Here is a 12886-nt window from a genome sequence, read left to right on the forward strand (position 1 = left end):
TGCGTGTAGAAATGGTTTATGGTGTCGTGCTGGTTGTACTGCTGCCTGTCGTATCATCAGAAGGCAGTGGTGTTTCTGTTGGCTCAGGTACAGTGTCATCCTGCTCAAGCGTCATTTGTACATAGGAGCGGAGATCGTCCTCGTCGCTAATTCCGATAACGGAAGCGCCGCCGACACGGTCCTCTGCAATGAGCTCCATAGGTGGTATTTGCGTCGTGCTGGCTACATGGCTTTTGACGCCAAGCTGGCCAAGCTTGAGCATATCCGTTACGCTGATGTTCATGTCTATATACGGCTCAACGCTATCTAGAATCTTTTTCATCCGAATTATGTTCCAGGTCGATTGAAGCTCCTTGGAAACCTTAATTAAGAAATTTCTTTGGCGTTCCGTTCGCGTGAAATCACTCATAGCATCGTGGCGGAAGCGAACGTATTGCAGAGCTTTGTCGCCATCGAGCAGCTGATATCCTTTTTTGAGATCAATATCGTATCGATTTCCGTCTGCATTATCTGTGTAGCGCATGTCTTTCTCGACATCGAAGTATATGCCGCCAATGGTATCGATTAGCGACTTGAAGCCTTCAAAATCGGTATACACATAATATTGAATGTCGAGACCGAGCAGATCGCCGACCGTTTTCATAGCAAGAGGGTAACCGCCTAACGTAATTGCTGTATTGATACGGCCTTTGCCATGGTCATCTATTTTGACATAGGTATCTCGAAGTACAGAGAACAAATGCGCTTTTTTGGTTACAGGGTCGAATGAGGCGACCAAAATGGAATCTGAACGAGCGGCCTGTCCTTCATCTATGCCGCGCGCATCACCGCCCAGCAGCATGATGTTTACGCGTTCTGTGCCCTCCCAGTCGGGAATCGGAACGGGTGTTTCCTGCGCATCCTCTGAGGGTGATTGCGTTTCATTAGGTTTGCTGAAATTGTCTAATGCATTATATACGCCTACTGTCCAATAAATTGCAAATGCTGCTGCCGCACCTAGGATGACAGATAGGCTGATGAATAACCATTTCCATTTTCTTTTGTTAGTCGGTGATTTAGGCTTCTTATTCGTCTCTTTAGACATTTCGTTCGACGTGCTCCCTTCGGATGCTGCGGAATCTTTTTTTGTGGCGTACAAGATGAATTTCATTGTAAGCGTGAGCAAGGATGGCAAAGTATAATGGCAATCGTAATAGGAAAAGCTCAGCGAAGCTAGTAACGCTAGAAAAATTAGAGAATATAAGACAAAGCTAATTTTGCAGCCTCATTCCATTTGTTTTCAATAGGCTTTGGCAGAATGGGCAAACCCACCGTTTACGCTGGGAGTGAAGTAATGTATGATTACATATCATAAAATTATAAAGCTGAACGACATGCAGAAGCAAGTTTTATCGTTTTAGGTAAATAAAGATCGCTATTTCCTAGGAAATGTCGAAGCGAGAGGGGCAGCTAGAACCGCATGACAGCTATTGATGTGAAGGATTTACGCAAACAATTTCGTGTTCAGAAAAACCGTGAAGGCTTATCTGGCGCACTCAAGGATTTGTTTAAACGTGAGTACAATGAGATTACGGCGGTAAAAGATATTTCGTTTCAAATTCCGCAGGGCGAAATTTGCGGCTATATTGGAGAAAATGGAGCCGGCAAATCAACAACGATTAAAATGCTTACAGGTATTTTGGTGCCTACAGCAGGTGAGCTTAAAGTAAACGGGTATGTGCCTTTTAAGGATCGAGAGAAGTTCGTAAGCGGCATTGGTGTCGTGTTTGGCCAACGCTCGCAGCTGTGGTGGGATATCGGTGTAATTGAATCGTTTCAGCTGCTGCGAAAGGTATACCGCGTTTCTGAGTCGGATTTCCGCAAACGTTTGGATGAGCTGGTTGAGCGTCTGCAGCTTGGCGATTTGCTCAATCGTCCAGTTCGGAAGCTAAGCCTTGGACAGCGGATGCGCTGCGAACTTGTCGCTTCACTGCTTCACAACCCATCCATTCTGTTTCTTGATGAGCCGACGATCGGTCTTGATATTATCGTGAAGACGGAAATTCGTGATTTCCTTATGCAAATGAACAAAGAGCAGGGGACGACAATTTTGCTGACAACACATGATTTGCAAGATATTGAAGCGCTATGCTCACGCGTCATTATGCTCGATGATGGTCGAATTATTTATGATGGCGGACTGGATGAGCTTAAAAACCGTTGGAGCAAGGGCCGCGAAATACAATTCCAGTTCGCAGGAAATACGCAGCTTGCGAAGCTTAAGCAGCTTACGGAGAATTTGGATGTAACTTGGACGATGGATAATGAGATCACCGCAAAAATGTGGCTGCCGCACAGCGTTAACGTTTCAGATGCGCTGGCTTCAGTAGTAGGCGGCGTTGAAATACGCGATATTAAAATAATAGAAACAAATACCGATGATATCGTTCGCAGCATCTATTCCGCGGGCTCTGCTACCGCTCCAAAGGCAACGACAGTATCATGATGAGCGCTTATATCGATTTTATACGAATTAGGTTTATTACGATGCTTGCATACCGGGTTAATTATTATAGCGGGATTATTATTTATGCCATTAATATTGGTGCCTATTACTTTCTGTGGCAGGCGATTTACGGCAACCAGGAAACGCTGGCTGGTTTTACCGTCAACCAGATGACGACATATATCGCTGTATCTTGGATGGCCCGGGCGTTTTATTTCAACAACCTTGACCGAGAAATCGCGAACGAAATTCGAGATGGCAGCGTATCGGTTCAGCTTATAAGGCCATATTCTTATTTGCTTGTGAAGATGATGCAGGGCTTTGGCGAGGGCTTATTCCGGATGCTGCTGTTTATGGTGCCTGGCATGATTATCGTGTGCTTAATCTTTCCGGTGACGCTCCCGACAGATCCGCAAACCTGGCTTATTTATATGGTGATGCTTTTCTTTAGCTTTCTCATTAACTCACAAATCAATATTTTGACCGGCTTGTTCGCCTTTTTCGTTGAGAATAACGAAGGCATGATGCGAATGAAACGAGTACTGGTTGACTTGTTCTCAGGCGTGGTCGTGCCTATCGCTTTCATGCCAGGCTGGCTCGCTGGTATTATGCAGTGGCTGCCGTTTCAGGCCATTACTTATTTGCCTAGCTCCGTATTTACCGGTCGTACGCCGACAAGTGAGGTACTGAATGTTTTTGGCATACAGGTGCTATGGTTTGTGGGCTTATTAATACCGATCTGGCTAACGTGGCGTTCTGCTCGTAAGCGGTTGTTCGTGCAAGGGGGTTGATCAAAATGAGATACGCATCACTGTTCTGGGAATATCTTAAAAATTACGCAAAAACCAGATTGACGTACCGTACGGATTTCTGGATTGAGGTGCTCTCTGATTTATTGTTTCAAGGGATGAACCTTATCTTTATATTAATTGTGTTCCAGCATACGCCTTCGCTCGGCGGCTGGTCGGAGGCAGAGGTTGTATTTGTTTATGGCTTCTTTATGGTTCCGTATGGCGTATTCAGCACTTTCTTCAGCATTTGGAATTTCAGTGAGCGTTATATTGTAAAAGGTGAAATGGATCGTGTCCTGACACGACCTGCTCATAGCCTGTATCAGGTGCTGCTCGAAAATGTAGACCCGCCTTCCTTGATCGGCTCCTTCGTCGGCGCCATCATTATGGTGCTGTGCTGGACACAGCTCGGTTTGCCATTTGAAGTGCTCGACCTCTTTATAATGCTTCTACTTGTGCTGGGATCGGTGCTTATCTATGCGGGGCTTTATACGGCTCTTAGTGCGATTTCGTTTTATTCCGATGCGCCAACGGGCATTGTGCCGTTGATGTATAATATTCAAAACTACGGCCGCTATCCTGTAAACATTTATAATAAAATGATACGGTTCGTCCTGACATGGGTGCTGCCATTCGCATTCGTCGGCGTCATTCCGGCTTCTTATTTTCTGGAGAAGAAAACGGATGATCTCTCACAGCTGGCGTTATTTACGCCTGTCATGGGAGTGATTGTTTTCACATTGGGACTATGTTTATGGAATCACGGTGTGAAGCGATATCGCGGTGCCGGCTCGTAGTTGATTTGAAGCAAGCGCGAGAGCGAGAGATACAAAGCAGCAAGTATGAATAGTTTTTTTGGAGGACTAGAGATGACACAGCTTCAAGTAGGAGATCAGGCGCCAGATTTTCAATTGATGGCGTCTAATGGAGAGATGGTTTCATTAAGTGATTATCGCGGCAAAAATGTGGTGCTGTATTTTTATCCTAAGAATATGACGACAGCTTGCATTCAAGAGTCCTGCGACTTTCGGGATGCGAACAAGGAGATGCTGCAACATAACACTGTTATTTTGGGCATCAGCCTCGATACGATCAAATCACATCAAAATTTTATCGCGAAGAAGGAGCTGCCCTTTCTATTGTTGGCCGATACGGAGCATGCCGTGTGTGAGCTGTATGGCGTCTGGCAGCTAAAGAAGCTATACGGCAGAGAGTATATGGGACTTGTTCGATCAACATTTTTAATTGACACTGCCGGCAAACTGGTTCAAGAATGGCGCAAGGTGCGAGTAAAGGATCATGCGCAGCAGGTGCTTAATGTGGTGCAGCAGCTTTAAGCCAATTTAATAGTTTACGAAAAAGAATCCCGCTAACAGCTGTTGGCGGGATTCTTTTTTGTGATTTTATTGCCGCTTATTGCCGTCGCACACACGCCGAAGGGGCTCAATAAGCCCCTATGTGTTCTTATGAGCAGCAAATCCAGGTTACTTTGACGAGATAAGCACGCATATGTGCTTATCGTGATATTTCGAGGTTGCTCACACGCCGAATGGGCTGAATAAGCACCTATGTGTTCTTATGAGCAGTAAATCAAGGTTACTTTGACGCGATAAGCACGCATGCGTGCTTCTGGTGATATTTCGAGGTCACTCAAACGCCGAATGGGCTCAATAAGCACCTATGTGTTCTTATGAGCAGTAAATCCAGGTTACTTTGACGCGATAAGCCCACATGCGTGCTTATCGTGATATTTCGGGGTCTCTCACACGCCGAATGGGCTCAATAAGTCCCTATGTGTTCTTATGAGCAGCAAATTCAGGTTGCTATGATGCGATAAGCACGCATGCGTGCTTATGGTGGTTTTTCCACGCGGCTCACACGCCGAATGGGCTCAATAAGCACCTATGTGTGCTTATGAACAGCAAATTCGAGTTACTTTGACGCGATAAGCACGCATGCGTGCTTATCGTGATATTTCGAGGTTGCACAAACGCCGAATGTGCTCAATAAGCCCCTATGCGTTCTTATGAACAGCAAATTCGAGTTACTTTGACGCGATAAGAACGCATGCGTGCTTATCGTGATATTTCGGGGTCTCTCACACGCCGAATGGGCTCAATAAGCCCCTATGTGTTCTTATGAGCAGCAAATTCAGGTTGCTATGATGCGATAAGCACGCATGCGTGCTTATGGTGGTTTTTCCACGCGGCTCACACGCCGAATGGGCTCAATAAGCACCTATGTGTGCTTATGAACAGCAAATTCGAGTTACTTTGACGCGATAAGCACGCATGCGTGCTTATCGTGATATTTCGAGGTTGCACAAACGCCGAATGTGCTCAATAAGCCCCTATGCGTTCTTATGAACAGCAAATTCGAGTTACTTTGACGCGATAAGAACGCATGCGTGCTTATCGTGATATTTCGGGGTCTCTCACACGCCGAATGGGCTCAATAAGCCCCTATGTGTTCTTATGAACAGCAAATTCGAGTTACTTTGACGCGATAAGCACGCATGCGTGCTTATCGTGATATTTCGGGGTCTCTCACACGCCGAATGGGCTCAATAAGCCCCTATGTGTTCTTATGAACAGCAAATTCGAGTTACTTTGACGCGATAAGCACGCATGCGTGCTTATCGTGATATTTCGGGGTCTCTCACACGCCGAATGGGCTCAATAAGCCCCTATGTGTGCTTATGAGCAGCTAATTCAGGTTACTTTGACGCGATAAGCCCGCATGCGTGCTTATGGTGATTTTTCGAGGTCTCTCATACGCCGAATGGGCTCAATAAGCCCCTATGTGTGCTTATGAACAGCAAATTCGAGTTACTTTGACGCCATAAGCCCGCATGCGTGCTTATGGTGATATTTCGAGGTTGCACAAACGCCGAAGGGGCTCAATAAGCCCCTATGTGTTCTTATGAGCAGCTAATTCAGGTTACTTTGACGCGATAGACCGCATGCGTGCTTATGGTGATGTTTCGAGGTCTCTCATACGCAGAAGGGGCTCAATAAGCCCCTATGTGTTCTTATGAGCAGCAAATCCAGGTTACTTTGACGGAATAAGCACGCATGCGTGCTTATGGTGATGTTTCGAGGTCGCTCACTCGTCTGTGAAGCTGTCTTCTTGTCTAAGGTCGTATAGGCTATACGACTTAAGTCTAGCTTTAACTACAGGCTGCAGACCATTATGCGGAGCTCCTTTAGCCATTACAATAAAACTCGTAGGTTAATTAATGGAAAAAATAAACAAGTAAACCATTTAAATTGGAATAGGAAATGGAGAGAACAAAAATGAAATTTTTTACGAGCTTTTCACTGCGAAATCCGGTCGCGATTATTTTGTTAGTCATTTTGATCGCAGCAAGCGGTGTGTATGCGACGTTGGGCTTTAAGCAGGAGCAGCAGCCGGAGATTGCATTTCCAGGCATTATGGTTGCAGCGGTATATCCAGGTGCGGCGCCAAATGAAGTGATGAATCAGGTTACAATGCCGCTTGAGAAGGTATTGCGCAATTTGGAAGGTGTCAAAAGCATTACGTCCCAATCCGCTAACAGCGTATCGATGCTGCAGCTGGAATTCAGCTACAGCGATGATATGAAGAAGAAGCAAGCGGAGGTTACTCAGGCAATTGGAGAAGCGTCCCTGCCGGAGAGTGTTGCAAAGCCGGAGGTTCAATATTTCTCAACGACTAATCAGCCTATTATGTACACGAGCGTAGCTGCAGAAGAGGGAGTGACCGAGGAGCAATTAACGGCCATCGTCCAAAATTCGCTGCTTACAGATTTACAAGCAATAGAAGGTGTAAGCGATGTTCGAGTTACCGGCCTGAAGGATACAGGTGTATACATACAGCTTGATGCACAAAAGATGGCCGATAAAGGCATCACATACGATCAGATTTTGGCAGGGCTGCAAGCCAATAATTTAAGTGTGCCGCTGGGCGAGGCAACGATCAACTCGACGAAGCTGCCGGTGTTCGTTCAAGGTGATCTTCGTTCGATTGAGCAGCTAAAAGCATGGAGCCTGACGCCAGCCGGAGATGTGAAATTGACCGACATTGCCGAGATTTCACAGGGGAAGGCGCTTAGTGTCATTAATCGAACCAATGGGAGAGCAAGCGTATCGTTGGACATTGTGAAGTCAAGCGATGCGAATACGGTAGAAGTATCTGACAAGGTGCAGCAAGTATTTAAGGATGCCGAGAAGGATGGGCAAATTAAATCACTCATCATGTATAACCGTGCGACGGACGTGAAGGAATCAGTAAATACTCTTGCACGAGAAGGTGCGCTTGGCGCCTTGTTCGCCTCGATTCTGATTTTGTTCTTCCTGCGGAACTTCCGGGCTACGCTCATAGCTATCGTATCGATTCCGCTCTCGATGCTGATCGCGATGATTTGCTTGAAATATTTTACGGATGTGACGTTGAATATTATGACGCTTGGCGGCTTGGCCGTTGCAACAGGGCGAGTCGTGGATGACAGTATTGTCGTTATTGAAAATATTGTGCGAAGGATGAGAGGCGAGAAAATAACGAAGGATTTGATTCTTTCGGCAACGGCTGAGGTAGGGAGAGCGATTACCTCCTCCACCATCACGACGGTAGCTGTTTTTGCACCGCTCGGCTTGCTTCAAGGGATGATCGGAGGCTATTTCCGTCCGTTCGCTTGGACCGTTGGATTTGCACTGCTGTCCTCGCTGCTTGTTGCGCTTACGGTAGTGCCGCTCATGGCATGGGCACTGATGAGAAATGCAAAGCTTACAGAGCCTAAGGAATCTTCCATGAGCCGCGGCTATAAGCGGGTGCTGCAATGGTCGCTGGGGCACAAAACGATCGTACTGGTCGTATCGTTTCTGTTATTTTTCGGAAGTCTTGTACCGATCATTGCGGGCAAGGTTGACGTTATTTTACTCCCGGAGTCTGAATATAAATATATGTTCGCCACGCTGGAAATGCCCAAAGGAACTAGCTTGGATACGCTAGAAGTAGAAGCCGATCGTCTGGATGCGATCATTCGGGAGCATAAGGATGTTGAGAATACGAATGTTACGATAGGCGGCGTCTTCGGAGGCGGCATGGAAGCAACGAATAAAGTAGATTGGTTTATTGGCTTTAATGCAGAAGCAGATATGGATGCCTTCATTGACGAAATAGGAGCAGAGGCAGCTGTGCCTGCGGACAGTGAGTTTAGCTTGATCAAAGATGAAATGGGTGGCGGCGGCAGCATTGCGATAACGGTAACCGGCTCTACAACGGAAGCGGTTCGCAGTGCAACGGAGCAAATTACAACAGCTGTTCGTGAGCTGAAAGGAACGGATAACGTAAGCAACAATTTGCAGGATGGAACAAAAGGAATCGCGATCGAGGTTCGCCAGCAGGATGCGAATAAGTATGGACTGTCAGCTGCGCAGGCTTCCTTCATGCTGCGGCCGTTTTTGACAGAAATGAAGGTGGGTCTGATTGGAGACGGCTCGAATGCAAGTGAGCTTTACTTAGCTTTAAGCGGTATATCTGTAGCCTCAACGAGTGATATTGGCAATTTGAAGCTTCAATCACCGCTTGGCGAGGCTATTCTGGTGAAGGATATTGCCGACGTCAAGGAGGTGCAGCTTCCTAATACGCTTCAATATAAGAATGGAGTGGAATATGCTACCGTCTCAGCTCTAATTACAGATAAAAGCATTAGCAAGGTAAATCAAGCTTTAGAGAAGTCGCTTAAGGAGCTTGTATTGCCGGCAGGTGTGAGCTACTCGCTTGGCGGCAGCGATGAGGACGTTCAAACGATGATGCAGGATATGTTGATGGCGATGCTTGTTGCCGTAGGGATGGTTTACATCGTAATGGTTATTGCATTCAGAGAAGGAAGAGCACCGCTCGCCGTCTTGTTCTCCTTGCCATTTGCTTTGATTGGCGGCTTAGTAGGGACGATGGCAGTGGGCGAGCCGATTTCGGTTTCGAGTATGATTGGCTTCCTAATGCTGATCGGAATCGTTGTGACGAATGCGATCGTGCTGATCGAGCGAGTCCAGCAGCAAATTGAGCATGGGATGACGATTCGCGAGGCGCTTATTGAAGCGGGAGGAACGAGACTGCGTCCGATTCTTATGACTGCGATTGCTACCATTTGCGCACTTATGCCGCTGGCGATTGGTTTAGGCGGCGGTAGTGTGATTTCAAGCGGGCTTGCGGTCGTCGTTATTGGCGGCTTGGCCAGCTCAACACTGCTTACCTTAGTTGTTGTGCCGGTCATGTATGAGCTGCTCTATTTCAAGCGTGCGAAGCAGCAGCGACTTAGCGGTGGCAGCAGCTTGGATGCTGCAGCTTAGCAAACGAATGGCAGCGAAATATTTGCTAGCGTAAATCTGATTTACATGCAACATTATTGGATAAGAATAAGTCCATTCTGTGAAGGGGGTGGAGGTTTGAAAACAATAATGAGCATGATGTTCGTTTTTTTAATCGGATTTACGCTTGTGATTACGCCGACTTATGCGGATTGGGCAAAGTCATTTGTTGTATTTAATGGGAACAGCTATAGCGTTACAGATACAGAGGTTGAACAAGATAGAGTAGGCTCGCAAATAGGCAAGGTTACCAAATATTCAGATGAGGAAGGCACCTATCGGGGAAATTTCTCGAATTATTTTCCGAAGGGGACGACTTACTACCAAATAAAAGATTTGGAAGCGGCTAAGGCCATCGCTGTAAAAAACAGTGATGGCAAGTTTATCAGAGTGGATTACGATGGAAAGTATCCAGGTGAAATCATTAGATGGAAACCGATTTTGGCTTACATGTTCGGAAGCTTCTTATTGATTATAGTTTTTTTATTATTGCAAAATAATTTGAAGAGAAAATAAGGGGAAAGCAGCTTGATGCTCATATGAGGACGGGCTGCTTTTGCTCTTTTAACTGAGCTGTGCTGGGATTGGTTGAGGAATAAATGTTAAATTATTGAAACTTTTCCATCATAAAAAACGTTGTTGAAGTTAGAATTACAGTTGAATGGACGATGGAGGAGGTACTGTAAATGAAGCAGATCATAGCAGCTATAATAATTGCATTAGCGCTTATAGTTCCGAACACGGCAGATGCAGCGGCCCAGGCGAAATATGATTTCAGCTGGGGGGAGCGAGGAAGCTATTCCGGTATAGCCCTCATAAAAAACGGAGTTACATTCGTACCAATAACGCATGTAATACAATACTCGCAAATTGAGCATAGCTGGGACTCCTCGGGTAAGAGGGCTCAATTCAATGGCTGGAAGAAATCATTCGCTGTCCGTGTAGGCAGCCTGACAGGTATGCTGGATGGGAAGGTGGTCAATCTGCAGGGTGCGCCATTCATTTTCAAAGAAGAGCTTTATTTGCCAGCCCGGTTTGTAGTACTTGCGCTGGGCGGAGGAAATGTATCGTGGGACGCTCGTACCCACACTCTAAAGGCTGACCAACTGCAAAGCTACAAGAAATATGATTTTGTCCATGAGGGACTGAAATACACTGTAGCAGGAAAAAGCGGTATTCTCTATGTGACGGACGGCAAAGGCGTTCAACGCGAGCTCGCAAATCTGGGCACTCCCATTAATGAGTTTCTCACATTCAGCGTTGAAAAAACGCCAGGTGGATTGCTGGTGCTGAGCTTACACGACAACTATGGCGAGCCTCATTTTGGCAATCAATTGTTCACCCTAGTCATAAAAGACGGTAACGTAATAAGTCAGGCAAGCGTGAAATATTGGAATCGTTTCGAAACCAATGTTACAAGGGCGGAGGGCCAGCTTCTGTTGAATGACGGTAATACGTTGAAGATTATCGAGGATGGTACTGGAAATGTGATGGAAACCATTGATTTAGTTCAGCTCGGCGGTGAAGAGGACGATTATTTTATCGAATATTTCGATAAGGATGTATTCCTGCTGCGCGCTAACAAAAGTGGAATACTTAAGCTAATAGATAGAGCTGCGGGCACAAGCACGGTTCTTTATAAGGAATTGTTTGATGCAAAGTATCAAGAATACGCAGAGTTTAACGATAGCCCTTATCGTGGTGATTTTCTGAAATTGATTAAGCGTGAGGGTGATATGCTGTATTTCAAAAATAATATTCCATTCGATAGAGACCAAACAACCTACAGCTATAAAATTTCTGCTTAACAAAAGGCTAGATAGGCTGGGCTAAATTATATGGCTTAGTCATTTACTAGAGACGCTTCTCATATAATCTATCAGAATGAAGGAGTTTTTCTATTCGAGGTAGAGAAGGGTGGCAGCGTGTATGAGACGTATGATGCAGGCGGCAATATGTGCGATGGTGGTATGGTTTGGCTTGTTTGAGCCCGGAAGCATTGCGCTTCATAAAGGCGAAGCTGTGAGGGAGCGGGAGGTCGTACAGGCAAGCGCAGGTGAGTCGGCATCTGCTATCTATGATACAAAGCCGCTTCCTATCGTGACGGCATCCTATAAATCCAATGAACCAGTGGAGGGAAAGGAACCCGCTAAACCGGCGATCCCCCCTCAGAATGATAAAGCAGCATCAGCGCCGCAGCAGACCAATCAGAAAATATTATATTTAACCTTAGATGATGGTCCAAGTGAAAATACGAAGCAGGTGCTGGATATTTTGAAGCAGGAAGGCATTTCTGCGACTTTTTTTGTATTAGGGGAGCAGGTGCTGAAGCAGCCGGAACTCGCTAAACGATTGATAGAGGAAGGACACGCAATCGGCAATCATACGTTTAATCATAAATATGATCGTTTATATGGGAGCTTTGCTGAATTCGCTGAGCAGGTCATGAAAACAGACCAGGCCATTTACGATACAACGGGCGTTAGAACGACGCTGTTTCGTGCCCCAGGCGGAACGTACACCAATTTTGACCAAGGCTACTTTGATGCGATGGCAGAGGCCGGCTACCTTGTGCATGATTGGAATGTGGATAGTGGGGATTCGAAGCGGCAAGGCGTACCTGCTGCAGAGATTTTGACGACAATAAAAGGGTCAAAGCTAACCAACAATTTGAACGTGCTGCTTCATGATGGCAAAGGACATGCGGAGTCGGTTAAGGCGCTGCCCGAGATTATTAAGTATTACAAGAGCAAGGGCTATGTATTTGCACCGCTTACGGAGCAGGTAGCACCTATTCAGTTCAAGCCCGCTGAGAAGCTAAAGTGGAGCAGGAAGCAGGTGACAAAGCAGGAGAGGAAAGAGTTATATCAATTCTCAGAGAAGCTTGCTCGAACGAGCCAGCTCGCACATGCGGAGAAGAACGCGCCTAGCTTGATTTTGCACCGGGGAGAGGAAACGTTGGCGCTCAAGGCGGGAGAATACGGCTTGAAAAATGGTTCTATTGAAGCGCCGCTGCTGAAGCTGTCGGAGTGGGTTGGCGGCACCGCTGAATTTAATGCGGAGGCTGGCGTTTTAGAAGCATATTATAATGGCAGCCAAGTGCTGTTGCTGTCAAGTGAGGCGGGGAAAACATTCGCAGAGCAGCCGGAGCTGACGGCTGTGCCGGTGCGCGAAACGCTGCAAAAGTTCGGAATCGGTATTGCAAGCTATATCTATAACGATCAGCAGCGAGAAATTTGGTTGACAGAGTAAAGCTAACT

At 46.3% G+C, this 12886-nt stretch carries 9 protein-coding genes; 8 read left to right on the plus strand and 1 reads right to left on the minus strand.

The genetic code is table 11. From position 1 onward, the window contains the following. Positions 1-16: 16 nt before the first annotated feature. Positions 17-1084: an LCP family protein gene (locus MHI37_RS03905; RefSeq protein WP_076339944.1), complete on the minus strand. Its 1068-nt coding sequence runs from the start codon at positions 1082-1084 to the stop codon at positions 17-19. A gap of 375 nt (positions 1085-1459) precedes the next feature. Here MHI37_RS03905 and MHI37_RS03910 point away from each other — a divergent pair, with 375 nt between their 5' ends. From MHI37_RS03910 to MHI37_RS03945, 8 genes are all read left to right on the plus strand, one after another. Next, a complete protein-coding gene (locus tag MHI37_RS03910) occupies positions 1460-2485 on the plus strand; it encodes an ABC transporter ATP-binding protein (RefSeq protein WP_076339945.1) in 1026 nt (341 codons plus the stop codon). Then, positions 2482-3276 carry an ABC-2 family transporter protein gene (locus MHI37_RS03915; RefSeq protein WP_076339946.1) on the plus strand — a complete coding sequence of 265 codons (795 nt, stop codon included), beginning with the start codon at positions 2482-2484 and terminating at the stop codon, positions 3274-3276. Before MHI37_RS03910 ends, MHI37_RS03915 begins: the two co-directional genes overlap by 4 nt. A 5-nt stretch (positions 3277-3281) precedes the next feature. Then, positions 3282-4073, plus strand: coding sequence for an ABC-2 family transporter protein (locus MHI37_RS03920; protein ID WP_076339947.1), 792 nt, complete (start codon positions 3282-3284; stop codon positions 4071-4073). Between the two features lie 72 nt (positions 4074-4145). Next, on the plus strand, positions 4146-4613 hold the full coding sequence (gene bcp, locus MHI37_RS03925; protein ID WP_076339948.1) for a thioredoxin-dependent thiol peroxidase: 468 nt from the start codon (positions 4146-4148) through the stop codon (positions 4611-4613). Positions 4614-6572: 1959 nt separating this feature from the next. Next, positions 6573-9608, plus strand: a complete 3036-nt coding sequence (locus MHI37_RS03930) for an efflux RND transporter permease subunit (RefSeq protein WP_076335246.1) — start codon at positions 6573-6575, stop codon at positions 9606-9608. A gap of 96 nt (positions 9609-9704) precedes the next feature. Beyond that, positions 9705-10142, plus strand: coding sequence for a hypothetical protein (locus MHI37_RS03935; protein WP_256709859.1), 438 nt, complete (start codon positions 9705-9707; stop codon positions 10140-10142). A 170-nt stretch (positions 10143-10312) separates the two neighbouring features. Then, entirely contained in the window at positions 10313-11434 is a 1122-nt protein-coding gene (locus MHI37_RS03940) for a copper amine oxidase N-terminal domain-containing protein (protein WP_076335247.1), read from the plus strand. Positions 11435-11555: 121 nt separating this feature from the next. Next, positions 11556-12878 (plus strand): polysaccharide deacetylase family protein, encoded by a 1323-nt coding sequence (locus tag MHI37_RS03945; RefSeq protein WP_076335248.1) that lies wholly within the window; start codon positions 11556-11558, stop codon positions 12876-12878. Positions 12879-12886: the final 8 nt, after the last annotated feature.

The organism is Paenibacillus sp. FSL H8-0548 (genome assembly GCF_038630985.1).
GTDB lineage: Bacteria > Bacillota > Bacilli > Paenibacillales > Paenibacillaceae > Pristimantibacillus.

Excerpts from the sequence above, each read along its gene's own strand:
- MHI37_RS03905 (WP_076339944.1), bottom strand. The coding sequence starts at position 1,084 with ATGTCTAAAGAGACGAATAAGAAGCCTAAATCACCGACTAACAAAAGA.
- MHI37_RS03910 (WP_076339945.1), top strand. The coding sequence starts at position 1,460 with ATGACAGCTATTGATGTGAAGGATTTACGCAAACAATTTCGTGTTCAG.
- MHI37_RS03915 (WP_076339946.1), top strand. The coding sequence starts at position 2,482 with ATGATGAGCGCTTATATCGATTTTATACGAATTAGGTTTATTACGATG.
- MHI37_RS03920 (WP_076339947.1), top strand. The coding sequence starts at position 3,282 with ATGAGATACGCATCACTGTTCTGGGAATATCTTAAAAATTACGCAAAA.
- bcp (WP_076339948.1), top strand. The coding sequence starts at position 4,146 with ATGACACAGCTTCAAGTAGGAGATCAGGCGCCAGATTTTCAATTGATG.
- MHI37_RS03930 (WP_076335246.1), top strand. The coding sequence starts at position 6,573 with ATGAAATTTTTTACGAGCTTTTCACTGCGAAATCCGGTCGCGATTATT.
- MHI37_RS03940 (WP_076335247.1), top strand. The coding sequence starts at position 10,313 with ATGAAGCAGATCATAGCAGCTATAATAATTGCATTAGCGCTTATAGTT.
- MHI37_RS03945 (WP_076335248.1), top strand. The coding sequence starts at position 11,556 with ATGAGACGTATGATGCAGGCGGCAATATGTGCGATGGTGGTATGGTTT.